The organism is Novosphingobium sp. PhB55 (assembly GCF_004368805.1).
Lineage (GTDB): Bacteria > Pseudomonadota > Alphaproteobacteria > Sphingomonadales > Sphingomonadaceae > Novosphingobium.
On record NZ_SODQ01000009.1, the window covers coordinates 48,870 to 75,326 of the forward strand.

A 26,457-nucleotide genomic window follows, 5' to 3' on the forward strand; every position below is an offset into this window, starting at 1 on the left:
CGGTCAAGCTGCTGTTTTCACGATTGCCAGCACCGATTTGGGCGCCTCGGAGGAACCCCCGACGCCTCGTCCTTTTCGCGAGAGACCTCTCGATCACATATTCGGATAGTTCGGGCCGCCGCCGCCTTCCGGCGTCACCCATTCGATGTTCTGGGTGGGGTCCTTGATGTCGCAGGTCTTGCAGTGGACGCAGTTCTGCGCGTTGATCTGGAGCTTGGCACCCGCACCGTCCGGATCGACGAATTCGTAGACGCCCGCCGGGCAATAGCGCGCTTCCGGCCCGGCATAGAGGGGCAGGTTGATCGCGGTCGGGATGCTGGCATCCTTGAGCTTCAGGTGGACCGGCTGGTCTTCCTCGTGATTGGTGAACGAGTAGGACACGCTGGTCAGGCGGTCGAAGCTGATGACGCCGTCGGGCTTGGGATAGGCGATCGGCTGGTAGAGATCGGCGCGCTGGAGCGTCGAGGCGTCGGTGTGATGCTTCATCGGCTTGGCAAGGCCGAAGCCGAACAGCGTGCGCAGCCACATGTCGGCGCCGGCCAGCACCGTGCCGATTTCCCCGCCCCACTTGGCGACCATCGGCTCGGCATTCTGGACGAGCTTCAGTTCCTTGGCGATCCAGCTTTCGCGCACGGCGGTGTCATATTCGCCCAGCGTGTCCTGCGCGCGGCCCGCGTTGATCGCCGCGGCCATCGCCTCGGCCGCCAGCATGCCGCTCTTCATCGCGGTATGCGTGCCCTTGATGCGCGGCACGTTGACGAAACCGGCCGAGCAACCCGCCAGCACGCCGCCCGGGAAGGCCAGCATCGGCACCGACTGCCAGCCGCCCTCATTGATCGCGCGCGCGCCGTAAGCCACGCGCTTGCCGCCTTCCAGGATCGCGCGGATATCCGGGTGCTGCTTCCAGCGCTGGAATTCCTCGAACGGGTAGACGTAGGGGTTCTTGTAATCGAGCGCGGTCACGAAGCCGAGCGCCACCTGGTTGTTCGCCTGGTGGTAAAGGAAGCCGCCGCCCCAGCTGTCGGTCTCGCTCATCGGCCAGCCCTGGGTGTGGATGACCCGGCCGGGGACGTGCTTGTCGGCCGGGATATCCCAGAGTTCCTTGATGCCGATGCCGTAGATCTGCGGCTGGCAATCCGCCTCCAGGTCGTACCTGGCCTTGAGCCGCTTGGTCAGGTGGCCGCGCGCGCCTTCGCAGAACACGGTATATTTGCCCAGCAGGTTCATGCCCGGCTGGAAGTCGGCCTTGGGATTGCCCTCGCGGTCGACGCCCATGTCGCCGGTCTGCACGCCGATCACGGCGCCGCTCTCGTCATAAAGGATCTCGGCCGCCGGGAAGCCCGGGAAGATCTCGATCTCCAGCGCCTCGGCCTGTTCGGCCAGCCAGCGGCAGAGATTGCCCAGCGAGCCGGTGTAATTGCCCTCGTTCGACATGAACGGCGGCATGACCAGGTGCGGCAGACCGAACTTCTTCTTCTTCGTGAGATGCCAGTGCCAGTTGTCGGTCACCGGCGTTTCCGCCAGCGGGCAGCCGTCCTCGCGCCAGGTGGGCAGCAGTTCGTCGAGCGCCCTGGGATCGATCGTCGCGCCCGAAAGAATGTGCGCGCCGATCTCCGAGCCCTTCTCCAGCACGCAGACCGACAGCGCCGGATCGACCTGCTTCAGCCGGATCGCCGTGGCAAGGCCGGCAGGCCCACCGCCGACGATGACGACGTCATACGGCATCTCTTCGCGTTCAATCATGGTCTTTGCATCTCGAAGAAGGGTCGGAAAAGAAGGCTTACAGTTTGCCGGTGAGTTCCGGCACGGCGGTAAACAGGTCTGCCACCAGGCCGACATCGGCTACCTGGAAGATCGGGGCGTCTTCGTCCTTGTTGATGGCGATGATGGTCTTGGAGTCCTTCATGCCCGCAAGGTGCTGGATCGCGCCCGAGATGCCGACGGCGATGTAGACTTCGGGCGCCACGATCTTGCCGGTCTGGCCGACCTGGTAGTCGTTCGGCACGTAGCCCGCATCGACCGCGGCGCGCGATGCGCCGACGGCAGCGCCGAGCTTGTCGGCGAGCGGCATGATGACCTGCTCGAAGGTTTCCGAATCCTTCAGCGCGCGGCCGCCCGAGACGATCACCTTGGCGCTCGTCAGTTCCGGACGCTCGGACTTCGCGAGTTCGGCACCCACGAAGCTCGAAAGCCCTGCGTCACCGGCACCGGCAACGTCTTCGATGGCAGCCGAACCACCCTCGGCAGCGGCCTTCTCGAAGGCGGTGCCGCGTACGGTGATGACCAGCTTGGTGTCGCTCGATTCGACGGTGGCGATGGCGTTGCCGGCATAGATCGGGCGCGTGAAGGTCTTCTCGCCTTCGACCGAGAGAATGTCCGACAGCTGCATCACGTCGAGCAGCGCGGCCACGCGCGGGGCGACGTTCTTGCCGGTAGTGGTGGCGGGCGCCAGGAACGCGTCGTGGTGGCCCATGAGGTCCACGATCAGCGGCGCGACGTTTTCGGCCAGCGCGTGTTCGTAGGCGGCGTTGTCGGCCAGGTGCACCTTGGCGACACCGGCGATCTTCGCAGCGGCTTCGGCAGCGGCGCGGCAGTTCGCACCGGCGACCAGCAGGTGGACTTCACCCAGCTTGGCAGCAGCGGTGACGGTGTGGAGCGTCGCGTCCTTGACCGACGCGTTGTCGTGTTCGACCCAAACGAGCGTCTTCATCAGGCGACTCCCAGTTCCTTGAGCTTCGTAACCAGCGCGTCGACATCGGCAACCTTGACGCCGGCGACACGCACCGGCGGCTCCGAGACCTTGAGGGTCTTGAGGCGCGGTGCTATGTCGACGCCGTAGTCGGCGGCGGTCTTCACATCGAGCTGCTTCTTCTTCGCCTTCATGATGTTGGGCAGCGAAGCGTAGCGCGGCTCGTTGAGGCGCAAGTCGGTGGTGACGATCGCGGGGAGCGACAGCTTCACGGTCTCCAGACCGCCATCGACTTCGCGGGTCACGGCAACGTGATCGCCCCCCAGATCGCCGCCAATCTCGACCTTGCTGGCGAAAGTGCCCTGCGGGCGGCCCAGCAAAGCGGCGAGCATCTGACCGGTCTGGTTCGAATCATCGTCGATCGCCTGCTTGCCCAGGATCACGAGGCCGGGATTCTCTTCGGCGACAATCGCCTTGAGGATCTTGGCGACCGCGAGCGGTTCCACTTCGGCATCGGTTTCGATCAGGATCGCGCGGTCGGCGCCCATCGCGAGCGCGGTGCGCAGCGTGTCCTGCGCCTTGGCCGGGCCGACCGAGACGGCGACGATCTCTTCCGCCTTGCCCGCTTCCTTGATGCGGATGGCTTCTTCCACCGCGATCTCGTCGAACGGGTTCATGCTCATCTTGACGTTGGCCAGGTCAACACCCGTGCCATCCGCCTTCACGCGGGGCTTCACGTTATAGTCGATCACCCGCTTTACGGGCACGAGGATCTTCATCTCTCCACTCCATCTTGAATGGTCGGACCATTATAGTTTTGTATCTGTCTGTCAACTCAGTGGTCGGGGCATTGCTCAAGCGGGTGGGATCGGGATACCTTGGGGCATCGTCGAAGAGAGAACAGCCGTGGCCACAGCAAATACCGAAAAACCCGCGTTCGCGCCGATCAAGACGCAGCGCGCGTTCGAAGTCATCTGCGAACAGATCCGCGCCCAGCTCGCGGCCGGTACGCTGAAGGCGGGCGACAAGCTGCCTGCCGAGCGAGAACTTGCCGCGCAGTTCCAGGTCAGCCGCAGCGCCCTGCGCGAGGCGCTGCGCAGCCTGGAGGTCGCGGGGATCATCCGCAACCTGAAGGGCGTGAAGGGCGGGGCGGTGATCCAGTCCGCCGAGCCGGACCGGATCGTCCAGGCCATGCAGGACTATGTCCACCTCGGCGACGTCACTCTCGACGAACTGACCGAAGCGCGCATCGCAATCCAGGACATCGTCGTGCGCCTGGCCTGCGAGCGGGGGACCGAGGCGCATTTCGCCGAACTCGAACAGATCGCCGAACGTACGCGCGCGGAGACCTCGGTGGAAGCGCGTTACGAATGCGCGGCGGCCTATTACGACGTGCTTGCGCGCGCGACCGGGAACCGCATGTTCGGGATCTTCGTCGATTCCCTGTCCGGCGTCCTTCACGAATTCGTGCAGGGGCCGGGTTACGAGACCTTGCAGGAAACGCTGATCGACTCCCGCTTCAAGCTGATCCGCTTCCTGCGTGCCCGCGACGCCGAGGCCGCCGCGGAGGAAATGCGCAAGCATCTGGAGCGTGTCTATCGCCACGTCCGCAAGAACATCAAGGCGCAGGCCGGATCGGGAAGCGCGCGCAAGGCCTGATCTCGGGCGGTCATTGACCGCAACTCCCATTGGTGTAATAGGTAGGACCATTAGATATATGGACCTATGGGAGCGGTGAGGGTGGACGAACAGGCGGAACGCGGGCCCGGAGACGCACTGGCAGGCGTGCGAGTGCTGGACTTCACATCGGTCATGGCCGGGCCCTTCGCCACGCGAATGCTGGCGGACCTTGGCGCGGACGTGCTGAAGATCGAGTCGCTGGAAGGCGATCAGGTCCGCGCGCGTCCGCCGGTTCGCGATGGTCATTCGGCCTATTTCGGCCATCTCAATGCGGGCAAGCGAAGCCTTGCCTGCAACCTCAAGTCGCCTGAAATGCGTGACCTCATCCAGAGGCTGGCGGCAAGCCACGACGTCGTGGTCGAGAATTTCCGTCCCGGCGTGATGAAGCGCTTCGGTCTCGATTACGAGACGCTTGCCGCCATCAATCCGCGCATGATCTATTGCTCGATCTCCGGTTATGGCCAGCAAGGTCCCAAGGCGCACTTCCCCGCCTATGCCCCGGTGATCCATGCCGCCAGCGGCTTCGACATGGTCAACCTGCATTACCAGGACGATGCCAGCCGGCCCGCAACTTCGGGCATTTTCGTGGCCGATGTGCTGGGCGGTACCCACGCCTTCGGCGCGATCCAGACCGCCCTTTACCAGCGCGAGCGCACCGGCAAGGGACAGTACATCGATCTGTCCATGCTGGAAGCGATGGTGGGGATGCTGGTGTTCGAAACGCAGGAGGCGCAGTTCCCCGGCGGCCCGCGGCGGCCGCTCTATACGCCGCTCAGGACGCAGGACGGCTTCGTCATGGTTGCGCCCACCAGCCCGAAGAACTTCGAGCAGCTCACCGCAGCGGTGGGCCATCCGGAATGGCGGGAAGACCCCCGTTTCCTCACCAATGCCGATCGCAATGCGAACTGGGCGACCATGCTCTGCCTGGTGGAGGAGTGGACCAGCCAGCGTTCGTCCGCGGAGGCGGAGGAGATCCTGTCCCGGCACGGCGTGCCTTGCGGACGCTACCGCGAGATGGACGAGGTACTGACCGATCCGCAACTTGCCGCGCGCGGGGCGATGTCGCACGTCAATGATGCGGCCGGGAGCTATCTGGTGCCGAACCCGCCGTTCACCATGAGCGGAAGCCGGGTGCAGGTGCGCCCGTTCGTATCCGAACTTGGAGAACACGGCGCAGCCGTCTTGCAGGAGGAACTCGGCCTGAGCGAGGAAACGGTGGCCGCCCTGCGCGGATCGAACCAGTTGCTCTGAGCGGGCTGGAAGGGCGCTGGGTATTTCTCTCGTTCTGAAGCCCCAGGGTGAGGAGCTAGTGCGATAGCAGCGTCGGGGCGTCGATCGTGAACTTGAAGCCGAGGATCAGCGCGTCCTTGTTGTTGCGGGTGCGGAACGGGGCGCCGGTCTGGTCGGGGTGGAGGATGTACTGAATGTTCGGCGAAATCCGGATCGCCGGGCCAAGCTGGGCGCCATAAGCGAGTTCCATCATGTATTCGTGCCGGTGGATGTTCCCGTTCCCGCCGGCCGAGAGCCGTGCTGCGCGCATGCGCTCCATGGCGAGGTCGCTGAAACGCTGGTCGCTGATCATGAAGCCGATGGTATCGGCATCGCGACCGGCGAAAGTGCCGGTCTGCACCGCGCCCATATCGAAGAAGCGGCTTTCTTCCACCCGGCCCGACAGGTTGGCCATCGCCACGCCGAACACGCTGAGGCCGCGCTCGGAATGGGGATCGGGGCGCGTCAGGCGCTGGTCGAAGCGGAAGTAAAGGCCCGAGCGACCCTTGTGTACCGCTGGATCCCGCCCCGAGAGGATGGCGATGGCGCCCTGATCGTCGCGCAGGGGATCGGCATAGTCGCCGCGGTCGAACCAACCGCCGACAATGTAGTGGCCGGGAAGACGCAAGCCACCGCCCCCGCGTTCGCCCTCGCGCGCATAGCCCAGTTCCCACGGCACAATCACGCCGGTGGCGTTCTTCGTGCTGAAGTTGAAGCCATGGTCATTGGCGCGCTTGCGGTCGGGATTGACCTCGTAGGCGCCGACATGGACGGTCACATGCGGCACGACTTCGGCCTCGGCGCGGATCATCCAGCTCGATGCCGGAAAATAGGTGAAGTTGCTGTTCTTGAAGACGAACGTCGGATTGCCGCAGCCTGAATTACCCTGGAAATTGCAGTAGATCGGTGAGTTCAGGAAATGGATGTTCGCCTGGCTGCGGCCGGCCTCGATCATGAGGCGGTCGTTCAGCAGCTTCTGCTCCCAGGTCAGGATAGCGAGGTGCGTGTTCTGGGTGCCCCAGATCTCCTGAACCGAGGTGTTGTTGCCCAGCGCCAGGGCGGAAAGACTCTCTCCGTGGCGGTTGGTGATCGCGGCGTGGAGCGTGCCGCCGCCGATGCCGGCGATGCGATCCATGTCGAGATCCGCGCCGACATAGACCTGCCCCGCGAAAGCGGCATCGCGGTGCAGGCCGCCGCTGACGTTCGTGGCCGCCTCTCCGGTATAGCTGAGCGCGAGGGTGATCCCGTCATCCGCGAGCGGCTGCCAGGGCTTCGCGGTTTCGGCGGGCCGGTCTTCGGCGGGCGGGTCTTCGGAGGTGACCTCCTGCGCCGTGGCAGCGGACAAGGAAAGGGCGGCGACGCCTGCGCAGCAGGCGCCCTTGAGCAGTGCGAACCGCATCGAATGAAATCCTCTCTTGAGGCGGCCCGATCTTGTGCCGGGCCGCTGTCGTTCAGGCGGCAGCGTCTGCCGGTACGGGGCGCGGCTTGAGCAGACCGACGAGGACGCCGCTCACCAGCACCCCCGCCACGATGGCCAGGCCGTAGACTGCCAGATGCGTGACCGCGCCGGGGATCGGCAGGACGAACACGCCGCCATGCGGCACCTTGAGTTCGACGCCCGCCGCCATCGAGATCGCTCCGGTGATCGCGGAACCCGCCATCAGCGCCGGGATCACCCGGAACGGATCGCGCGCCGCGAAGGGGATCGCGCCTTCGGTGATGAAGGCGAGGCCCAGGACGGCGGCGGCGCCTCCGGCTTCCCGCTCTTCGGTGGTGAAGCGGTCGCGGAACAGGCGGGTGGCAAGGGCCACGGCCAGCGGCGGCACCATGCCCGCCGCCATCGTCGCGGCCATCGGCGTATAGACCTGGCTGGCGATCAGGCCGACCGAGAAGGCATAACCCGCCTTGTTGACCGGCCCGCCCATGTCGAAGGCAGACATCGCGCCCAGGATTACCCCCAGCAGGATCGCGCTCGATCCCTGCATGGAGCGCAGCCACTCGGTGAGGAAGGCGAGGGCGGCGGCAACCGGCGTGCCCACCGCGTAGATCATCAGCAAGCCGGTCAGCAGCGTGCCCAGCAGCGGCAGGAACAGCACCGGCTTCAGGCCCGCGAGGTTCTTCGGGAGCTTTATCAGCCGGTTGAGCCACTCGACGCCGTAACCGGCGATGAAACCGGCGACGATTCCGCCCAGGAAGCCCGCGCCGAGATTGGCGGCCAGCATGCCGCCGATCATGCCCGGCGCGATACCCGGACGGTCGGCGATGGAATAGGCGATATAGCCCGCGAGCGCCGGCACGATCAGCGCGAAGCCGCCCTGCGCGCCGATGCGGAACAGCGCATTCGCCAGCGTGCCCTCGGCCGCCGCGCTGTTGGCATCGATGCCACCCAGAGCGAAAGCCATGGCTATCAACAGGCCGCCCGCGACCACGAAGGGCAGCATGAAGGAAACGCCGGTCATCAGGTGCTTGTAGGGACCGGCGCGTTCGGTGCTGGCGGTGCCTGCCTCGGTCGAGAGGCTGCCGCCTTGCGTTTTCGCTTCGGTCAGCGCCCGTTCGATCAGCGCCCTGCCGCCGGAGATGGCAGGCTTGGTGCTGGAGGCAAAGACCCGCTTGCCGGCGAAGCGCGCGCGGTCCACCTCACGGTCCGCGGCGATGATCACGACGTCGGCTGCCGCGATTTCTTCGGGCGTCAGCGGCGAACCGGCACCGACCGAACCCTGCGTCTCCACGCGGATCGGGTAGCCGAGCTGTTTCGCGCCTTCCTGAAGTCCCTCGGCGGCCATGAAGGTATGCGCGATGCCGGTGGGGCATGAGGTGATCGCCACCACGCGCGGCGTATCCGCTGCCGCTTGGGGAGCCTGCCCAAGTGCGGCTTCCGGATCGGCCAGCACGGCTTCCAGCGTCACCCGGCGATGCGGGACGAGGGGAAGCGAGGCCGCCGCATCGTCATTGGCGGCGACCAGCAGCAGCGTGTCGCCCGGCTGCAAATCCTCGGGCAAGGGATTGAGCACGCCTTGCCCGGTGCGGACTTCGATCTCGATATCGCGGCCGCCGGCACGCGCGGCCTTGCGCAGCGCCTCACCGGCAAGCACACCTTGGACGGCGGAATCGGCCGCTTCGATAACTGCGTAGAGCTTGCCCATCATTCCTCTCCGGCCTCGATCTTGTTTTCTATCGCCCCGCTTCGCGAGATCACGGGCGTAATGCTGACATCTTCGGCCAGCGCGTGGACTGTCGGCAGGTCCGGAAGGTTCGGCCCCGCCATGCCCAGCTTGGCGACCGCGAAAGCGGTGGCGAGGCGGGCGGTGCGTTCGAGGTCGGCGTTCTCGCCCAGGGCGGCGACGATGCCGGCAACCATGGCGTCTCCGGCGCCGACGGTGCTGGCGATCTGCCCGACGGCGAGGCGGGCGGTTACCGCGCCCGTTTCGGACAGGAACAGCGCGCCATCCTCTCCCATCGAGACGGCGACCAGCGAGACCCCGCGCGCGTGCAACTCGGCGGCGGCTTCGGCAAGCGTAGCCAGATCGGGCAGGGGACGGTCCAGGAGTTGCGCCAGTTCTTCACGGTTGGGCTTGACGACATCGGGAAGCACGTCGGCTGCGAGCGCGCACTTGAGCGGCAGGCCGCTGGTGTCCAGCACGACGCGGCATCCGGCGACGCGCAGGCGGGCGATCGCCGCGGCGTAAGTGTCGGGCGCGCATCCCGGTGGCAGGCTCCCGGCCAGAACGACCAGATCGCCTTCGCGCACGGCCTGGCAGAGGTTTGCCACGGCCATCTCGGCCTGACCCGCGTCCACCGCGATCCCGTCGAGATTGATGTCGGTGGTGCCCGCGACGTCGACCAGCTTGAGGTTGACCCGGGTGGCCCCGGCGATGCGGGTGAAGCGGTCCTCGATCGGCTTGGCCGCGAACAGCGCGTCGAACGGAGCGGCGTTGTCGCGGCCCAGCAAGCCAAAGGCGGCGACCGGCATGCCCCAGTCGGCCAGGCAACTGGCGACGTTCACGCCTTTGCCGCCCGCGTTCTGGCGCACAGAGCGCGCGCGGTGAACGTCGCCCGGGACCAGGCGATCAAGCGTGACGGTCTGGTCGATGGCCGGGTTGAAGGTGACCGTGAATGTGCGCATCAGTCTTCCCTTCCGCTGAAATCGCACCCGTCCAGAGCGCGGATCTCGGCGGCGCTTTCCATGTCGAGCGCCTTGGCGGCCAGCGCGCGCAGGCCATCGAAGCTCGCGCCGCGAATACGGGCTTTCACCCCTGGAATGTCCCGCGGGGTCATCGACAATTCGCTGACGCCCAGGCCCACAAGCAGAGCCGCGCCGAACGGATCGCCGGCAATGCCGCCGCAAACACCGACCCAGCGACCGTGCGCCTGCGCGCCTTCCACGGTTGCCGCTATCATGCGCAGAACGGCCGGGTGCAGGCTCTCCGCATCGCCCGCCAGTTCAGGGTTCTGCCTGTCGATGGCGAGGACATACTGCGTGAGATCGTTCGTGCCGATCGAGAAGAAGTCGGCATGGGCGGCCAAGGAGCGAGCCTGGATCGCGGCGGCGGGCACCTCGATCATGATGCCGACGGGAACCGTCGGTGCATCGAGTTCCAGCCGGATGTCCTCGCACCGTGCGCGCAAGGCGATCAGTTCGTGGACCGAGGTTATCATCGGGAACATGATGGAAAGATCCGCGCCTGCCTTCGCGGCGCGGTAGAGCGCGCGAAGCTGCGGTTCGAGCAAGTCGGGGCGGCGCAGCAGCAGCCGCGCGCCGCGCACGCCGAGGAACGGGTTTTCCTCAAGCGGCAGGTCCAGATGCGGCACTTGCTTGTCCCCGCCGATATCGAGTGCGCGCACGATCAGCGGACGATTATCCAGTGCCTCGGCCATGGCGCGGTAGATGGCGGCCTGCTCTTCCTCGCCCGGGCTGTCCCTGCGTTCGAGGAACAGGAACTCGGTGCGCATCAGGCCCACGCCTTCGCCGCCCTGCGAGAGCGCGTAAGCGACCTGATCGGGACGGTTGACGTTGGCGGCGATTTCCACTCGGTGACCGTCGCGCGTTTGGGCGGGCTGGCTGCGTTCCGCCTCTTCGGCGGCGCGCTTTTCGGCCAGCGCCGCGATCCAGTCGCGCGCGGAGGCCAGGTCGGCCGCGGACGGGTTGAGCCAGACACGGCCGCTGTCGCCATCGACGATGGCCGTCGCTCCAGCGGCGAGGCTCAGCAGATCCGCGCCGCCGGCGACCACGGAAGGCAGGCCCAGCGTGCGGGCCAGGATGGCGCTATGCGACGTCGGACCGCCCAGCGCGGTCGCGATCCCGGCCACGCGCGCGGTATCGAGCGTGGCCGTGTCGGAAGGTGAAAGGTCCGCCGCGACCAGGACGCAGGGCTCCTCGGGCAGATCGGTCAGCGATCCGGCCGCCAGCGCCGGGTCGATCTCGGCCAAGACGCGGCGGCCGATGTCGTGGAGGTCGGCGGCGCGGGCGGCCAGTACCGGATTGCCCAGCGCGGAAAGTTGCCCGGCGATACGGTCGACCGCCTGGTGCCAGGCCCATGCCACGCCGTGCCCCTCGACCATCAGCTGGCAGGTGAGCGTGATGAGGTCGGTATCGTCGAGCAGTTCGGCTTGCGCCTTGAAGATTGCCGCATCCCCCGCGCCCAGCCGGCGGGTGGTATCGTCGATCAGCACCTTCATTTGCGCGCGGGTACGGGTGAGCGCATCGTTGAGCAGGGTGCCACCACCGGCAAGGTCGGTCGGCCGGTCGGGCACCTCCAGCGCCTGCGCGGCGAGGACATGGACCCTGCCGATGGCGAGGCCCGGACTGGCGGCCACGCCCGCGATCATCTGGGCTTCGCCTTCCGGCTTCCAGCCCCGGATCGGCGCGGCGGCCTTTTCCGCGGCGCGCGCGGCGTCTTCCTTCTCGCGCGCGGTCAGGCGGCGGACGGCTGCGGCGAAACTGTCCAGCGCCGCACGCGCGCCTGCCCCTTCGGCGGAGAGAGTCACCCGATCACCAGCACGCAGCCCCATTTGGAGGAGGGAAACGAGGCTGCGAGGATCGGCGCTCTCCCCGCCGTGGCGTACGCGCAAGCGCACGCCAGAGGCACGCGCCGCTTCGACCCAGGCCGAGGCGGGGCGGGCATGGAGGCCGGTTGGGTAATCGACCGTCCATTCGGTGGTTTCGGCATAGTCGGCGACCGGCTCGGTGGAGGCGGCAGCCTCGCCGTCTTCCCAGAGAGCGCGGGAAAACGCAGCCGGATCGTCAGTGGTGACAAGCGCGGCAAGGCGCGGCTCGTCCTGAATGAGGCGGGTCAGCCGGCGCAGGATGGCAATGTGGCTGTCCGAATTGGCGGCGATGCCGACCACCAGATGGGCGCGCTGGCCGGGGTTCCATTCCACCGCGTCGCGCAGCTGGAGGATCGCCACGCCGTCCTTGCGCACGAGGCCCTTGTCCTCGCCGAGGCCGTGCGGGATCGCAACACCGGCGCCCAGGAACGTGTTCGCCAGGCCCTCCCGGCGGACCATGCTGTCCTCGTATCCCGGAGCGACGCAGCCGGCAGCGACCAGAAGCTGGCCGACCTGGCGAATCGCATCGACCTTGTCGGCCGCGCTGGCATCGATTCGAACGAGATCCTCGATCCTCGAGGCGGGCGCATTTGCGAGCATTTCAGGCCTCTCCTGACCGTTTTGACGACGGGTCTGTACCTCCTATAGAAAACGTTTTCTCAGGTCGTTTGTCAAGAGAAGGCTTGCGAGACTTGGATCGAGTGATGCATAGTCCGTCACCGGAGAGGGCGAGACGCCCTGAAATGTGAGAACGATTTCTCAAATGGCGATGCGCTGATGACTATCGGAATCAAGGACGTGGCCAGGGTTGCCGAAGTCTCGCCCGCAACCGTCTCGCGGGTGCTGTCGGGCCGCAGCGTCGATCCCGCCATGCACGAACGGGTGCTGGCGGCGGTCAAATCCACCGGATACCGGCCCAACCTTGCCGCACGGCGCCTGCGCTCGCAGCATACGAACACGATCGGCCTGATCGTGGCCGATATCCGCAATCCGTTCTTCACGGCCGTTTCCCGCGCGGTGGAAGGCCTTGCCACGGCCCGCGGCATGCGCGTGATCCTGTGCAACACGGACGAGGACCCGGCCAGGGAAGCCGCCTACCTCGAACTCATGCATGAAGAACGCGTCACCGGCGTGATATTCGCCCCGTGCCGCCAGTGGATCGAAAAAGGCGAGCGGCTGGAGCCCGGCTATCCGGTCGTCCTGATCGACCGCAACCTGCCCAGCGCCGGGCTCGACAGCGTCCTGCTCGACAATGGCAGCATGGCCGCCGAACTTGTCGCGCACCTCCACGCGCAGGGCCATCGCCGGGTCGCCGGGCTGTTCGGCGCCAGCAGCACCGGATCCGAGCGGCGTGCCGGTTTCGAACAGGCGGCGCGCGCACTCGGGATGGACGCCTCCACTCTCGAGATGCCGCACGACGCCGGTGCCGCGGAGCGCGCCGTGAAGGAGCTGCTTGCGGGTCCCATCCGCCCCGACGCACTCGTTGCCAGCAACGGCGTCATGCTGCTCAGCGTGCTGCGTGCCTTGCGCGGCCTGCAACTCGACGTTCCGGGTGACATTGCCCTTGCCGGTTTCGACAACAACGACTGGATGGAGTTCGTCGGCGGCGGCCTCAGCGTCATCGAGCAGCCGGTCGAGGAAATCGGCCGCACGGCGATGACGATGCTGCTCGACCGGCTGGAACATCCCGACGCCCCGGCACGCAGGGTCGTGCTGGCCGGACGCCTGATCACGCGCGGATCGAGCGGCCCTCGCGCTTGCGCCGACCAGACCATCGGAGCCTGATCCCAATGACTGCCTTCCGCGAAAAACAATCGATCGGCCGCGACACGCAGCTGTGCATGTCGCTGTCCGGTCGCCCCGGCAACGCCGGCTCGCGCCTGCACAATACGCTCTACGGGCTGCTGGGGCTGGACTATATCTACAAGTCTTTCACCACGACCGACCTTCCCACCGCGATCGGCGGTATCCGGGCTCTGGGCATTCGCGGCTGCGCGATCTCGATGCCGTTCAAGGAAGCTGTCATTCCCTTGCTTGACGGCCTTGAGGATTCCGCTCGCGCCATCGACAGCGTGAACACCATCGTCAACGACGGCGGGGTGCTGACCGGCTACAACACCGACTATACCGCCGTGCGCGACCTCGTGTCCCGGCGCGGCATCGATCCGGCGACGCCGTTCCTGCTGCGCGGCAGCGGCGGCATGGCGAAGGCAGTGGCCGCGGCGCTGCGCGATCTTGGCTTCCGGGACGGCACGATCGTCGCGCGCAATGCCGAGGCAGGACAGGCGCTCGCCCGGCAATACGGGTTTGGCTGGCTTCCCGAACTGCCTGAACAGGGCGCGGCGATGTTGGTCAACGTCACCCCGCTCGGCATGGAAGGCGCTCAGGAAAGCGAACTGGCCTTCACCGCCGGGCAGATCGCGGCTTGCGAGGTGGCCTTCGATGTCGTGGCGCAGCCGGCGGAAACACCGTTTATCAAGGCGGCGCTCACGGCAGGGAAAATCGTTATCTCGGGGGCCGAAGTGATCGTGCTTCAGGCCGTCGAGCAATTCGTGCTCTACACCGGCATCCGTCCGGACGCCGAAGCGGTGATCGAAGCAGCCACTTTCGCTCACGGCTCAAACGTCGCCGCGCGGCTGCGCGACGCCGTTTGATGCGGCGACCGGGTCACCGGTGCCGAAGTTCCATCCCGATCGTCAGCGAAGCAGTTCCTTCGCGATCGTGTTGCGCTGGATTTCCGAGGAGCCCTCGTAGATCCGGGTGATGCGGATGTCGCGATAGAGGCGCTCCACCGCGAAGCCGCGGCAGTAGCCGGTGCCGCCGAAGATCTGGACGGCCGTATCGACCGTGCGGCTGCCCGCCTCCGTCGCGAAGAGCTTCGCCATCGAGGCAAGTTCGCGGCGCTTGTCGCCCTGGTCATAGCGCCAGGCAGCGTCGAGCAGGATCAGCCGCGCCGCGCGCATGTCGGTCGCCATGGTGGCGATGTAGTGGCGGATCGCCTGGAAGTCCGAGATCACGCCGCCGAAAGCGGGGCGCTGCTTGGATTCCTCGATGGCAAGCTGGAGCGCGAATTCGCCCATGCCCACCGCCGTCGCGCCGACGTTCATGCGGCCCTCGTTAAGCCCTTCCAGCGCGTAGCGGAAACCCTGTCCCTCTTCGCCGAGCAGGGCGTCGGCGGAGACCTGGCAATTGTCGAAGCTCAGTTCGAACACGCCCGGCGTGGCCGTGCCCATCAGCTCGATGGTGCCGGTCACCGAGAAACCGGGGGTGTCCGCCGGCATGAGGAAGGCGGAGATACCGCCGCGCGTGCCGGCCGACTTGTCGGTATAGGCATAGACGATCACGTACTTGGCCTTCTTCCCGTTGGAAATGAAGGTCTTGCTGCCGTTGATGACCCAGCCGTCGGCATTGCGAACGGCGGTCGTGCGCATGGAACCGGGATCGGAACCGGAATTGGGTTCGGTCAGCGCGAAGGCGATGCCGATTTCGCCGCTGGCCATGCCGGGCAGGAGCTGTTCGCGCTGCGCCTGGCTGGCGTGGTAGATGATGTTCTTGGCGCCTGGGCCCATCAGCGGACGCAGCTCGGTCCAGAACTGGGGCGGCAGGTGGGCCAGTTCGATCTGCACCGCCGCCTGCGCCAGCGCGCCGAGGCCGAGGCCGCCGTATTCTTCCGGCAGGGCCATGCCGAAGTAGCCGTTCTCCACCAACGTCTGGCGCACGATCGGCGGAACTTCGCCGGTCTCCACGAACTGCTGTTCCAGCGGCAGCAGGTCGCGGACGATATCGCGGGTGACGTCACAGATATTCCGGACGTCTTCGGGAAGTTCGAAATCCACGGAAAGCCTCTCCTTTTCGCCTGGACGGGCCATCGCCCGTCACGAGTCATTGACCTAATGGTCGTACCATTCAATATATAGGCCGTCCACGCGATTTTTTACGGGCTTGGTGGGCAAGTCCCCATGGCGTAGAGCATTGGAGTCCATGACGACCGATCCGTTCGACCTGAACCTGCGGCATTTGCGCGCGCTTCTCGCGATCCGCGAGCATGGCAGCATCACGGCCGCGGCCGATGTGGTCAGCCTTTCGCAACCGGCGCTGACGCAGGGCCTTGCCAAGCTGGAGCAGCAGTTCGGTTACACGCTGTTCGAACGGCGTTCGGGCGGGATGGTGATGACCCCGATGGGGGAGATCGTCATCGAGCGCGCGACCCTGGCGCTCGAACATCTCTCCACGGCGGCGAAGGGGCTTTCGGCGGTCTTCGCCCATCCCGAACGGCTGATGACGATGACGCAGCTTCGCGCTTTCATGGCGCTGGCCGAGGCGGGAAGTTTCTCCGCCGCCGCCCAGTCCACCGGTCTGTCGCAGACGGCCGTGCACCGCGCGGTCGGCGATCTGGAACACATGATCGGCGGCAAGCTGCTCGAACGGCGGGGCCGGGTGGTCTGGCTCAATCCTGCGGGCAAGAAACTGGCGCGCGGGGCGCGCCTCGCCAGTGCCGAGATCGCTGCCGCCATTGCCGATCTGGGCCTCGACAGCCGCAGCGGGAGCGAGTTGATCGCGTTCGGCGCGCTGCCTCTGGCGCGACCCTATCTTGCGCCTGCCGCCATGGCGGGGCTTGCGCGAGAAGAACCGCGTGCCGCATTCAAGGTGCTGGAAGGCAGTTGGCGAGAATTGGTGGAGCCGCTGCGCGACGGCGTGATCGACATGGTGGTTGGCGCGCTGCGGCCTTACGAGATCGCTGACCTTTACCAGATGCCGCTGGTGGAGGACCGTCTCGTGATCGCGGCCGGAAGCCAGCATCCGCTCGCGGGGGTGGAGCGGCCGACGATGGAGCAGCTTTCGGCATTTCCCTGGATCGTCGCGCCGGCCAACTCGCCCTTGCGCGAGCAGTGGCAGGAGCTGTTCGAAGGCCGCGCTCTGCCGCCCACTCCCATCGAATGCGGGTCGGTGATGATCATCGGCCGCCTGCTGACTGACGGCGATTTCCTGACGCTGCTCTCGCCCGACCAGGTTGCGTTGCAGATACGCAGCGGGCTTCTCACCCAGATCGGCGCGCCGCTCGAACACAGTCGCCGCGTCGTCGGCATCACCACGCGGCGGAGCTGGCGGCCCACCGCGATCCAGCGGCGTTTCCTCGACCTGCTGAAGGAAAGCGCGGGGCAGATCCGTTCGGACTTCACCCAGCCCGACTTGCGCGCGTCGGGCTGGGTTTGACCGAAATCAGTCGAGGTTGATCCAGACCGCCTTGGTTTCGAGATATTCCTCGATGTGATGCGGGCCGGACTCGCGGCCGAAACCGCTGACCCCGAAGCCGCCGAAGGGGACGCCGGGATCGAGCATCTGGTAGCAGTTCACCCAGACCGAACCGGCGCGGATGCCCCGCGCCATGCGGTGGGCCGTCGAAAGATCGCGGGTCCACACCCCGCTGCCAAGGCCGAACGGCGTGGCATTGGCGCGTTCCAGAACTTCCTCGGCGGTGTCGAAGGAGAAAGCCGAGAGTACCGGGCCGAAGATCTCCTCCTGCGCGATGGTCATGCCGTCCTGCACATCGGTGAAGATCGTCGGTGCGACGAAGAAGCCATCGTCGTAGCCGGGCCCTGCAAGACGAGAGCCGCCCACCAAGGCTTGCGCGCCTTCGCCGCGGGCGCCTTCGATATAGCCCAGGATCTTGTCCATCTGCGGGGCCGAGACGACCGGGCCGATCTGCGTCTGGGGATCCAGGGGATCGCCGACCCGGATCGTGCGGGTGAAGGCGGCAAGGCGCTCCATGAATTCCTCGCGGATCGAGGACTGGACGAAAAGGCGCGTGCCGGCGCTGCAGATCTGGCCGGAATTTGCAAAGACGGCCATGGCGGCGGCCGGTACCGCCTTGTCGAGATCGGCATCGGCGAAGACGATGTTGGGCGACTTGCCGCCCAGTTCGACCGTCACGCGCTTCATGGTCGGCGCGGCGGCCTTGATGATCTTCTCGCCCACGCCGGTCGATCCGGTGAAGGCGATCTTGTCGACGCCGGGATGGGCCGAGAGCGCCGCGCCTGTATCCCCGAGGCCGGTGACGACATTGATGACGCCTTCCGGTACGCCCGCTTCCAGGCAGAGTTCGGCAAAGCGCAGCGCCGAAAGCGGGGTCTGCTCGGCGGGCTTCATCACCAAGGTGCAGCCGCTCGCCAGCACCGGGCCGGTCTTCCACACGGCCATGCCGACCGGACCGTTCCACGGATTGATCGCGGCGACAACGCCAACCGGCTCCTTCAGGGTGTGGGACAGCACGTCGCCGGGCGCGGAATTGTTCAGCGTATCGCCTGCGATCAGCGTCGCCTGCCCGGCATAGTAGCGCAGCAGCGCGGCGGCGCGCGTCTTGCCGAGCACGGTGCGGGACAGCGGCGCGCCGAGGTCCAGCGTGTCGAGCATCGCCAGTTCGTCGTAATGCGCCTCGACGAGGTCGGCGAGGCGCAGCATGATCCGCTGGCGTTCGGCAGGCTTCATGCGGCGCCATGGCCCCTCCAGCGCCGCGCGCGCGGCTTTGACCGCGCGGTCGACATCCTCGGCATCGCCCTGCGCGACCATCGCGAGCAGTTCGCCGGTCGCCGGGTTGCGGGTCTCGAACCGCTTGCCGGAGGCGGCGGCCACGCGGCGGCCGCCGATCAGCATGTCCTGCTCCATCGTTTCGAGCAGGGCAGGGCGGGCGATAGAGGTCAGTTCCATGTCGGTTTCCTTGGAATGGAGCGCCGGTCAGGCGGCGATGTTGGAGCGGGCGGCGTCTTCGAGAATGAAGCGCGCGGCGCGTTCGGCGATCATCATGGTGGGGGCGCTGGTGTTGCCGCTGATGATCTCGGGCATGACCGAGGCATCGACCACACGCAGGCCCGAGACGCCGCGCACCCGCAGGCGGCCGTCGACTACGGCCATCGGATCGGAATCCGGTCCCATCTTGCAGGTGCCGGTGGGATGGTAGGCGGTGTTGACGATCCTGCGGAGCGCGGCATCGATCTCGGCGTCGCTCTGGTGCTGCGCGCCGGGCTCTATCTCCGCGCCGGTGAGGGGCGCGAGTGCGGGTTGGGCAAAGATGCGCCGCGCTTCGCGGAAGCCGGCGATCAGCGTCTTCATGTCGTAGGGATCGGCGAAGAAGTTGGGATCGATCACCGGCTTGTCCTCGGGCCGGTTGCTGGCAAGGCGCACCGATCCCGCGCTGCGCGGGCGCAGCAACTGGACCAGCCCCATGTAGCCGTGACGGCGCGGAATGGCGCGCGCGTCGAGCTTCAGGCCGACGAGGAAGGTGATCTGGATATCCGGCCGTCCGCTGCCGTCGGTGCAGAGGAAGCCCCCGCATTCCGCGACGTTCGAGGCGAGCATGCCGGTGCGGTTCACAAGGTATTGCAGCGGGCTGGCGAGAATGCGCGGCAGCGACTTGGCTGAGACGGCGTAGGATTCCCCGCTCGGGTTTTCCATCGCGACATGGACGGTGGGGTGGTCCTGGAGATTCGCACCGACGCCCGGAAGGTCGTGGAGCGTCTCGATGCCCACTTCGCGAAGATGGTCTGCCGGGCCGATGCCGGAAAGCATCAGCAATTGCGGGGAATTGGTCGCGCCCGCGCAAAGCACGATTTCACGCCGGGCTCCCACGATGCTGCGTGCGCCTTGCCTTTCGATCTCGATCCCGATCGCGCGGCCACGATCGAAGACGATCCGGCGCACCAGAGTCTCGTCGAGCACGGTCAGGTTCGGGCGCTTCAGCACAGGATGCAGGAACGCGCGGGCGCTCGACAGGCGGGTGCCCTTGCGCTGGTTGAGATCGTAGCGGCCGAACCCGTCCTTGCGCTCTCCGGCGAAGTCGTCGTTGCGGTGATGCCCGGCCTGCTCGGCGGCATCGAGAATGGCGCCGGTCACCGGGTTGAAGGAGCGAGGCTTCTGCACGTCGAGTTCGCCGCCCTTGCCGTGCCACGGCTTGTCCGGCCCGGCATAGTTTTCGACCGCCTTGAATGCGGGCAGCACGTCATCGTAGGACCAGCCTGCGTTGCCGGCGGCTTCCCAGGCCTCGTAGTCCTCCTTTTGGCCGCGAATGTAGACGCCGCCGTTGATGGCGCTGCATCCGCCCAGCAGCTTGCCGCGCGGGAAGTTGATCGTGCGGTTGCCGACCGCGGCGTTGCCTTTCAGCGCCTGCTTCCAGTTGGTCTGGTCGCTCGGGAGCAGGAAGATGTTGCCCACCGGCATGACGGTCTTGAGATTTACCGGCCACTTCCGGTCGGACGGTCCCGCTTCGATCAGCGCAACGCGGTTGGCGGGATCGGCGGAGAGGCGGTTGGCCATCAGGCTGCCCGCCGAACCGGAGCCGATCACGATATAGTCGAAGCTGTCGTTCACGCGGTCATTTCCTTGCGAGCGAATGAGGAGCGGCCGAGCGGCGGTACATGCCCGCGCACGGCGATGAAACCCAGGGCATTGACGAGCATGAGCGCGGCCAGGACCCCGAAGAACGGGAAGTTGCCGCCGCCGATAAGGCCTGCGCCCGCCACCGAGGAGACGATGGCCCCGGCGCGTCCGGCGGCGCCCATCAGGCCCAGACCGCGTGCGCGCACCGCTGTCGGGAACGCATGGGCGCCCACGGCGAACATCGCCGACTGGGCGGCGCTGGCGAAGAGGCCCAGCGCGCCCAGGCCTGCCAGCACGGCCATCTCGTTGCTGCCCCCGCCCGTCTTCAGGAAGGCGAGGAACAGGCATGCCGCAGCGCCGACCAGCGCCATCAGGATGAGCGTCGGGCGCGAGCCGAAGCGCATGATCGACAGCGAAGCGCCGATGGCGCCCAGCGTGCCGCCGATGTTGAAGCTGGTAAGCCCGAGGCTCGCCGAGGCGAGGCTGAAGCCGGAGGAGAACAGCAGCGTCGGCGACCAGTTGAACATGAGGTAGATCATGAACATGCCGGAGAACATCGCCAGCGAAAGCGCAAGGCTGTCCCGCAGCAGCTTTCCTTGCAGAAGCGCGCCGAACCCCGCGGCTTCGCCCGCTTCCGCAGTGCCGGAACCGCTGCGCAGCGGTGCATGGCCGATCCGGCGCATCAGCCGTTCGTACTGCGCGCGGCGCTCGGGACGGCTTTCGAGGAAGCGCGGGGATTCCGGCAGTATGAAGTGGAGCAGCACGGTGAAGGCGATGGTCGCGGCGCCTGCCAGATAGAACAGCCAGCGCCAGCCGAGTACCGGCAGCACCGCCGCTGCCGCGATCCCGCCGAGGATGCCGCCGATCGAGACGCAGACGACCCCGAACGTCACCGCCACGCTGCGCCAGCGGGTCGGCGTGAATTCCGCGATCATGGCGCTGGCCGTTCCAGGCACGCCGCCGAGGCCGACCCCAGCCAGGGTCTTGAGCGCGGCAATGTGCCAGAGGCTGGTGCTCGCGCCGGTCAGCAGTGTCGCTACCCCGAACAGGGCAACCCCAGCCAGCAGTGCGCCGCGCCGTCCGAAACGGTCGCCGATATAGCCCGCTGCCAGCGTTCCTATCGCCATGCCCACGAAGCCCAGCGCAAAGACGCCGCCGAGCGCCTCGCGCCCGATCGCCCACTCTTTCAGCAGCGACGGCGCGGCGAGGCCCAGCATCTGGTTGTCGAGACCGTCGAGGACGACGGTCGCCGCTATCATCAGAACCGTCCATACTTGGAAGGACGACATCGGTGCGTCGTCCAGCAAGCCCTTCGCGTCCCGGTCTGTCGCGATGATCGCCACAGCTTCTCCTCTTCATGGGGTCTCTGCCCCTTTTTGTTATCGCCGGGATGGCCAATCCCGCTGTTGGTGGCCGATCTATCAGATGTCGAGCATGTCAGATGTCGAGCATGTCAGATGTCGAGTACGAGGCTGGCTGTCTTCGCGCCCGAACAGCAGACCATGATGGAGCGATTGGCCGCCTTTTCGTCTTCGCTCAGAAAGTGGTCGCGGTGGTCGGGAATGCCGCCCAGAACCTTGACCTCGCAAGTACCGCAGACGCCCTCGGAGCAGGCGAAGCCGACATCGACCCCGGCGCCGAGCAGGGCGTCCAGCATCGTCTCGCCCTCGCTGACCGTCAGCGTCTTGCCGCTGCGGGCGAGTTCGAGGGTATAGCCGCCCTCGGTCGCCAGTTCGGTCTCGGCCGAGAAGTATTCGATATGGGCATGGCCCTTGGGCCGCGCGGCATTGGTCGCGACAAATGCGTCGAGCATGCCGTTCGGGCCGCAGCAGTAGAGATGCGCATCGGCGGGGGCAGCGGCACAGATCGCGGCAAGGTCGAGCCGCTGCGCGCCGGGCAGTCCGTCATAGACGACGTTGACGTGGTCATGGTCCTCGATCCGGTCGACGTAGGCGGCGCGCTCGGGCGTGGCGGCGACATAGTGCAGTTCCCAGGATTGGCCCAGCTTTTCGAGGCGGGCAATCATGGGCAGCATCGGGGTGATGCCGATACCGCCGGCGACCAGCACGGTATGGGCCGCATCCTCCACCATCGGGAAGTTGTTCTTGGGCTCGGAAATCTCCACGCGCTCGCCCACCCGCCATTCCTGGTGGATGTGCTTCGAGCCGCCGCGACTGTCGATCGCGTGGTGGACGGCGATTTCGTAATGGCCGCGAATGGCGGGATCGTTGACCAGCGAATAGCTGCGGGCAAGGCCGGGCTTGAGCTGGACGTCGATATGCGCGCCCGGTTCGAAGGCGGGCAGCAGGCCGCCGCCGACAGGTTCGAGCACGTAGGAATTGATGCCTTCCGCTTCCCAGCGAATGGTCCGAATGAATGCCTGCATCACACTCTCCTTGAGGCACGATGCGTCCGGTGGTCGCCCCGGTGCGCGATGGATCGGCGCCCGATGGCGACCCTCATGCGTCTCGTCACCCTCTGTCCTTTTTTATCGGGCGGGACGGTGCATGGATCGCACCTTCCCGCCGGTTTCCCTTACTCTGCCGCTTCAACGGTTTCGGGCCAGCGGACGGCCCTTGCAAGCGCGGACTCATACGCGTTCTGCAGGCTGTCCTGCGGATCGTGCAGGAACGATCCGGCGCGGGCGCGGTAGAAGATCGACGGGTCCTCGACCCCCGGCGGCACCACGCCCTTGTTGGCGAAGGCGCGCGCGGCGATCAGGGCGCGGCGGCGGACGCGGGCGATCATCTGGTCGGTCGGGGCCAGGTTCTCGAAGCTGTGGTCGGTGATCGGGCCCATGCTTTCAGTCACGGCCTGATCCTGCATCGTGATGTTGGCGATGCCGGTGAACTGGGTGCCGTTGCGCTGGGATTCGCGGTCGATAGCCCAGTCGTTGGCCTCGCTGTCGGGCGAGCGCCAGCGGCCGAACCAGTCGGTGGTCTGGGGCGCATATTCCAGCGGGCCGAACAACGGCGTGCCGTCCTTGAGCGTGGACGTATAGGCCGGGTTGCCGGCATCGACGCCGCAAGTGATGTCGAAGAGCATCGAATGCTCGTCGTCCATCGGCACCCAGGCGCGGGCGATGGCGCGGGTGGCGAAGCGGTTGTTGGGGGTCTGCGTCCAGAACGGGAACATGTAGTGCGCCACGCGCCATGACATCTGCCCGTCGTCGTTAGGGCGGTAACCACCGTACATCACGCCCCAGTCCGACTGGAGCACTTCGTATTCGGGTGCGCGGTTGAGCACGGTCGGGCGCATCGGGTGATCTTCGTCGAGATCCTCGGCTTCGATCGAGCCGACGTGGAGGAAGCCGACGTGGCTGGTGTCGATGTCGCCTTCCAGCGCCTGGAGCCAGTTGCAGTCGCGCTGGAGGCACCAGATCTCGGCATCGGCGTGCATGGTCGCCTCGATCTCGGGAAGCGGCGGCGGGCTCGCCTGGTTCTCGCCCATGTAGACCCAGATCAGGCCGTTCGCCTCATGCGTCTTGTAGGCCTTGGCGTGGACTTTTTCCTTGAAGTCCATGCGGGCGGGCACCGAGGGCATGTCCACGCACTTGCCGTCCACGTCGAACTTCCAGCCGTGATAGACGCAGCGGATGCCGTTCTGCTCGTTGCGGCCGACGAACAGCGAGGCGCAGCGGTGCGGGCAGCGGTGGTCCATGATGCCCACCCGGCCGGAGCTGTCGCGGAAGGCGATCAGCTTTTCGCACAGGATCATCAGGCGCACCGGATCGCCGTCGGCCTTCACCTCGGAGGAGAGGCAGGCAGGCATCCAATACTGCCGCATGAAGGAACCCATGACGGTTCCGGGGCCAACGCGGGTGAGGTCGGTGCTGTCTTGTGGCTGCATGGTTCAGGCTCTTCCTTGGTCGTCTTCGATCGCCTCGACCGTCCTCCTGAAGCTTGTCCTTCAGGTGGGGAGGCGGCGGTTCTCGTTTGCCCATTCGAGCTAGCCGCAGATTTCCGCCAACCCCAATCGGAATATGGTCTTACCATTCGAAAACCGGGATGAAACTATTGCAAGGCTTGGCGTTTGCCGCTTCTCAGCGTCTCAAGGCGGCAGGGAAGCCGCGATAAAGCCCTTGGGGAGATGCCATCCATGACATTCAAGTATATGACTTCCGCGGCCGTTTGCGCCCTGTCTACTATAACGATTGCACCGGCTTTCGCGCAGTCGGAGGCCCCCGCGGGCGCCGCGCCGGCCGAACCCTTGGCCGACAATGCCGGTGCCGCTCAGCGCCCCAGCGTCGATTCGCAGGATATCATTGTCACCGCCCAGCGCCGCGCCTCCACCGTGCGCGAGGTTCCCTTCTCCATTGCTGCGTTCGGCGGCGAGCAGCTCCGCACCGATCAGGTGTTCAGCCCCACCGCTCTCACGCAGCAGATGCCGGGCATCACGATCAACACCTCGGACAAGTCGCTTTCGATCGTGGCGATTCGCGGCAACGTCTCCACGTTCCGCACGGCGACGCTGGACACCCCGGTCGCCTATTTCATGGATGACATCTACTATGTGTTCAACAACGACCTGAACGCCAACTTCTACGATATCGAGCGTGTCGAAGTGCTGCGCGGGCCGCAGGGCACTCTGTTCGGCCGCAACGTGGTGGGCGGTGCCATCGCCGTCATCAGCAAGAACCCGGAATTCAAGGACGACTACTTCCTCCAGGGCACCGGCGGCAACGCCGGCTACTTCCGCAGCGAAGGCATGGTGAACACCACGCTCGTAGAGGACAAGATTGCCGCGCGCTTCTCGTTCAGCACCGAGACTTCGGACGGCCAGATCGATACGCCCAACCAGTCGGGCAGCTACGGAAAGACGGACGGCTATGCCATGCGCGGCAAGCTGCTGTTCCAGCCCACCGACACGCTGAAAGTCGTGCTTTCGGGCGATTACAGCTACACCAAGGGCAATGGCGGCGCCATCGGCCTGGGGATCGGCGGCAACCAGGTCGTGCCGGCGACCTTCGGTGACTTCACCAATGACGAGTGGGTGAACAACGACTATGCGGCCTCGCCCTATCGCCAGCGCCTGCGCGGCGGCTATCTGCGCGGCGACCTCGACCTGCTGGGCGGCACGCTGACTTCGATCACGGGCTACCGCATGAACGACAGCCGGGCGACCAACGACGACGTGCCGGTCGGCACCGAAGTGCCCGTTTTCGACCGCCGCCAGGTGGTGCGCAACCGCAGCTTCACGCAGGAAGTGCGCTTCGCTTCGGCGCCGGGCGTGTTGTCCTACGTGGTGGGGGCCTATTATCTCTCGGCTGACGTCTCGACCGAGAATATCTTCAATTACAGCCCGCTGCCCGGCTCGGCGGTGCCTGCCAGCATCCGCCGCAATCCCGGTGTGACCAACATCACCCGCGTACAGGACGGCGACGTGCGCAGCCTGGCGGTGTTCGGGGAGGCGACGCTGAAGGTCACCGACCAGATCTCGGTCGTGGCGGGTGGGCGCTACACTTCAGACCGCAAGAAGATCGACTACCATGCCTTCTCGACCACCGATGCGGGCGCCATCCCGGGCTTCGGTTTCCCGGGCGAAGTGATCGCCTCGGGCGGGAAGACGTGGAACGCCTTCACCCCGCGCTTCACGGTCAAGTACGAGCCTTTCGACAAGGTCAATCTCTACGCGACTTACGCCAAGGGCTTCAAATCGGGCGGCTTCGTGGACAACGCCTATCGCGATCCCACCATCCCGCTCGCACCCGAACATGCCGAAAACTACGAAGTCGGCGCCAAGACCCGCCTGTTTGGCGACATGCTGGACTTCAACGTCGCCCTGTTCCACCAGAAGACCAAGGACCTCCAGAACTTCTCCGGCGCAGGCGGCATCGCCCATACCTACAACGGCACACTCAAGATGAAGGGCTGGGAAATCGAATCCGTGCTGCGGCCGATGGACGGACTGCGCCTGACGGGGAACTATACCCACCTCATCGGCAAATATACTTCGCTGGAAGACCCGCTGGTCGGCCTCGACTACTCCGGCAATCCCGCGAAGTTCGCGCCGCGTGACGCCTTCACCATCGGTGCGAGCTATCAGGCACTTCTCGGCAATGGCGCCAGCCTGACACCGCAGGTGGACTTCAACTATTCCGCGCGCATCTCGACCGACGATGCGAACACGCTGCGTCTGTACCAGAACCTCTACGACGATACCCGCGGCCGCACGCTCAACGCGCGCCTGAACTACGAGTCTTCCGATGGGCGCCTGACCCTGGGCATCTGGGGCAAGAACCTCACCAACAACTACCAGATCGTCAATGCCGACGACATCACCGCCTTCCTCGCGGTGCCGGGCAACGGCACGACCTACTGGAAGATCTTCACCAACACGCCGCGCACTTACGGCATCACTCTCAGCATTCGGCGCTGACGGCCTTGCGGGGAGCGGTGCGCCGT

The 26,457-nt window shown here is 66.2% G+C and carries 19 protein-coding genes; 6 read left to right on the top strand and 13 right to left on the bottom strand.

Features of this window, described 5'->3' with window-relative positions; genetic code table 11:
* Nucleotides 1-93 precede the first annotated feature (93 nt).
* Genes EDF57_RS21620 through EDF57_RS21630 form a run of 3 tightly spaced genes read right to left on the bottom strand, consistent with a single transcriptional unit; the run spans nt 94 to nt 3,468 of the window.
* Nucleotides 94-1,743 carry an electron transfer flavoprotein-ubiquinone oxidoreductase gene (locus tag EDF57_RS21620; protein WP_132262166.1) on the bottom strand — a complete coding sequence of 550 codons (1,650 nt, stop codon included), beginning with the start codon at nt 1,741-1,743 and terminating at the stop codon, nt 94-96.
* 37 nt (nt 1,744-1,780) lie between these two features.
* The gene (locus EDF57_RS21625; protein WP_134095779.1) at nt 1,781-2,710 is read right to left on the bottom strand and encodes an electron transfer flavoprotein subunit alpha/FixB family protein; all 930 of its coding nucleotides are present in this window, start codon (nt 2,708-2,710) and stop codon (nt 1,781-1,783) included.
* The gene (locus EDF57_RS21630; protein WP_134095780.1) at nt 2,710-3,468 is read right to left on the bottom strand and encodes an electron transfer flavoprotein subunit beta/FixA family protein; all 759 of its coding nucleotides are present in this window, start codon (nt 3,466-3,468) and stop codon (nt 2,710-2,712) included. The genes EDF57_RS21625 and EDF57_RS21630 overlap by 1 nt, the downstream gene beginning before the upstream one ends.
* A 127-nt stretch (nt 3,469-3,595) precedes the next feature.
* On the opposite strand from EDF57_RS21630, the gene EDF57_RS21635 reads away from it, so the two are divergent.
* Together EDF57_RS21635 and EDF57_RS21640 are read left to right on the top strand one after the other, a co-directional pair.
* Nucleotides 3,596-4,348 (top strand): FCD domain-containing protein, encoded by a 753-nt coding sequence (locus EDF57_RS21635; protein WP_134095781.1) that lies wholly within the window; start codon nt 3,596-3,598, stop codon nt 4,346-4,348.
* Nucleotides 4,349-4,429: 81 nt separating this feature from the next.
* The gene (locus tag EDF57_RS21640) at nt 4,430-5,620 is read left to right on the top strand and encodes a CoA transferase (RefSeq protein WP_243841205.1); all 1,191 of its coding nucleotides are present in this window, start codon (nt 4,430-4,432) and stop codon (nt 5,618-5,620) included.
* A 55-nt stretch (nt 5,621-5,675) separates the two neighbouring features.
* On the opposite strand, the gene EDF57_RS21645 is transcribed toward EDF57_RS21640, so the two are convergent.
* Genes EDF57_RS21645 through ptsP form a run of 4 tightly spaced genes read right to left on the bottom strand, consistent with a single transcriptional unit; the run spans nt 5,676 to nt 12,283 of the window.
* Nucleotides 5,676-7,037 (bottom strand): carbohydrate porin, encoded by a 1,362-nt coding sequence (locus EDF57_RS21645; RefSeq protein ID WP_134095783.1) that lies wholly within the window; start codon nt 7,035-7,037, stop codon nt 5,676-5,678.
* Nucleotides 7,038-7,089: 52 nt separating this feature from the next.
* Nucleotides 7,090-8,781: a fructose-specific PTS transporter subunit EIIC gene (locus EDF57_RS21650; protein WP_134095784.1), complete on the bottom strand. Its 1,692-nt coding sequence runs from the start codon at nt 8,779-8,781 to the stop codon at nt 7,090-7,092.
* Complete coding sequence (gene pfkB, locus EDF57_RS21655; protein WP_134095785.1) at nt 8,781-9,761, bottom strand: 1-phosphofructokinase; 981 nt, start codon at nt 9,759-9,761, stop codon at nt 8,781-8,783. Before pfkB ends, EDF57_RS21650 begins: the two co-directional genes overlap by 1 nt.
* On the bottom strand, nt 9,761-12,283 hold the full coding sequence (gene ptsP, locus EDF57_RS21660; protein WP_134095786.1) for a phosphoenolpyruvate--protein phosphotransferase: 2,523 nt from the start codon (nt 12,281-12,283) through the stop codon (nt 9,761-9,763). The genes pfkB and ptsP overlap by 1 nt, the downstream gene beginning before the upstream one ends.
* 177 nt (nt 12,284-12,460) lie before the next feature.
* Between ptsP and EDF57_RS21665 the strand changes: the two genes are divergently transcribed.
* Together EDF57_RS21665 and EDF57_RS21670 are read left to right on the top strand one after the other, a co-directional pair.
* On the top strand, nt 12,461-13,468 hold the full coding sequence (locus tag EDF57_RS21665) for a LacI family DNA-binding transcriptional regulator (protein WP_134095787.1): 1,008 nt from the start codon (nt 12,461-12,463) through the stop codon (nt 13,466-13,468).
* A 5-nt stretch (nt 13,469-13,473) separates the two neighbouring features.
* A complete protein-coding gene (locus EDF57_RS21670; protein WP_134095788.1) occupies nt 13,474-14,337 on the top strand; it encodes a shikimate 5-dehydrogenase in 864 nt (287 codons plus the stop codon).
* A 42-nt stretch (nt 14,338-14,379) separates the two neighbouring features.
* Here the strand turns inward: EDF57_RS21670 and EDF57_RS21675 are convergent, their stop codons facing one another.
* A complete protein-coding gene (locus EDF57_RS21675) occupies nt 14,380-15,519 on the bottom strand; it encodes an acyl-CoA dehydrogenase family protein (protein WP_132265440.1) in 1,140 nt (379 codons plus the stop codon).
* A gap of 145 nt (nt 15,520-15,664) precedes the next feature.
* Here EDF57_RS21675 and EDF57_RS21680 point away from each other — a divergent pair, with 145 nt between their 5' ends.
* On the top strand, nt 15,665-16,897 hold the full coding sequence (locus tag EDF57_RS21680) for a LysR family transcriptional regulator (protein WP_134095789.1): 1,233 nt from the start codon (nt 15,665-15,667) through the stop codon (nt 16,895-16,897).
* 6 nt (nt 16,898-16,903) lie between these two features.
* Here EDF57_RS21680 and EDF57_RS21685 read toward each other — a convergent pair whose 3' ends face one another.
* The 5 genes from EDF57_RS21685 to EDF57_RS21705 form a co-directional block, all read right to left on the bottom strand.
* Nucleotides 16,904-18,388: an aldehyde dehydrogenase family protein gene (locus EDF57_RS21685; protein WP_134095790.1), complete on the bottom strand. Its 1,485-nt coding sequence runs from the start codon at nt 18,386-18,388 to the stop codon at nt 16,904-16,906.
* A 27-nt stretch (nt 18,389-18,415) separates the two neighbouring features.
* Complete coding sequence (locus tag EDF57_RS21690; RefSeq protein WP_134095791.1) at nt 18,416-20,044, bottom strand: GMC family oxidoreductase N-terminal domain-containing protein; 1,629 nt, start codon at nt 20,042-20,044, stop codon at nt 18,416-18,418.
* A complete protein-coding gene (locus tag EDF57_RS21695; protein ID WP_279587453.1) occupies nt 20,041-21,342 on the bottom strand; it encodes an MFS transporter in 1,302 nt (433 codons plus the stop codon). The genes EDF57_RS21690 and EDF57_RS21695 overlap by 4 nt, the downstream gene beginning before the upstream one ends.
* Nucleotides 21,343-21,506: 164 nt before the next feature.
* Nucleotides 21,507-22,439: a PDR/VanB family oxidoreductase gene (locus tag EDF57_RS21700; protein WP_134095792.1), complete on the bottom strand. Its 933-nt coding sequence runs from the start codon at nt 22,437-22,439 to the stop codon at nt 21,507-21,509.
* 149 nt (nt 22,440-22,588) lie between these two features.
* Complete coding sequence (locus tag EDF57_RS21705; RefSeq protein WP_243841207.1) at nt 22,589-23,902, bottom strand: Rieske 2Fe-2S domain-containing protein; 1,314 nt, start codon at nt 23,900-23,902, stop codon at nt 22,589-22,591.
* A 249-nt stretch (nt 23,903-24,151) separates the two neighbouring features.
* Here EDF57_RS21705 and EDF57_RS21710 point away from each other — a divergent pair, with 249 nt between their 5' ends.
* Nucleotides 24,152-26,431, top strand: a complete 2,280-nt coding sequence (locus EDF57_RS21710; RefSeq protein ID WP_134095793.1) for a TonB-dependent receptor — start codon at nt 24,152-24,154, stop codon at nt 26,429-26,431.
* Nucleotides 26,432-26,457 lie beyond the last annotated feature (26 nt).

What these genes read in the sequence shown, in the direction of transcription:
- EDF57_RS21620 (WP_132262166.1), bottom strand. Translation starts at nt 1,743, where the DNA reads ATGATTGAACGCGAAGAGATGCCGTATGACGTCGTCATCGTCGGCGGT.
- EDF57_RS21625 (WP_134095779.1), bottom strand. Translation starts at nt 2,710, where the DNA reads ATGAAGACGCTCGTTTGGGTCGAACACGACAACGCGTCGGTCAAGGAC.
- EDF57_RS21630 (WP_134095780.1), bottom strand. Translation starts at nt 3,468, where the DNA reads ATGAAGATCCTCGTGCCCGTAAAGCGGGTGATCGACTATAACGTGAAG.
- EDF57_RS21645 (WP_134095783.1), bottom strand. Translation starts at nt 7,037, where the DNA reads ATGCGGTTCGCACTGCTCAAGGGCGCCTGCTGCGCAGGCGTCGCCGCC.
- EDF57_RS21650 (WP_134095784.1), bottom strand. Translation starts at nt 8,781, where the DNA reads ATGGGCAAGCTCTACGCAGTTATCGAAGCGGCCGATTCCGCCGTCCAA.
- pfkB (WP_134095785.1), bottom strand. Translation starts at nt 9,761, where the DNA reads ATGCGCACATTCACGGTCACCTTCAACCCGGCCATCGACCAGACCGTC.
- ptsP (WP_134095786.1), bottom strand. Translation starts at nt 12,283, where the DNA reads ATGCTCGCAAATGCGCCCGCCTCGAGGATCGAGGATCTCGTTCGAATC.
- EDF57_RS21665 (WP_134095787.1), top strand. Translation starts at nt 12,461, where the DNA reads ATGACTATCGGAATCAAGGACGTGGCCAGGGTTGCCGAAGTCTCGCCC.
- EDF57_RS21670 (WP_134095788.1), top strand. Translation starts at nt 13,474, where the DNA reads ATGACTGCCTTCCGCGAAAAACAATCGATCGGCCGCGACACGCAGCTG.
- EDF57_RS21680 (WP_134095789.1), top strand. Translation starts at nt 15,665, where the DNA reads ATGACGACCGATCCGTTCGACCTGAACCTGCGGCATTTGCGCGCGCTT.
- EDF57_RS21685 (WP_134095790.1), bottom strand. Translation starts at nt 18,388, where the DNA reads ATGGAACTGACCTCTATCGCCCGCCCTGCCCTGCTCGAAACGATGGAG.
- EDF57_RS21695 (WP_279587453.1), bottom strand. Translation starts at nt 21,342, where the DNA reads ATGTCGTCCTTCCAAGTATGGACGGTTCTGATGATAGCGGCGACCGTC.
- EDF57_RS21700 (WP_134095792.1), bottom strand. Translation starts at nt 22,439, where the DNA reads ATGCAGGCATTCATTCGGACCATTCGCTGGGAAGCGGAAGGCATCAAT.
- EDF57_RS21705 (WP_243841207.1), bottom strand. Translation starts at nt 23,902, where the DNA reads ATGCAGCCACAAGACAGCACCGACCTCACCCGCGTTGGCCCCGGAACC.
- EDF57_RS21710 (WP_134095793.1), top strand. Translation starts at nt 24,152, where the DNA reads ATGACATTCAAGTATATGACTTCCGCGGCCGTTTGCGCCCTGTCTACT.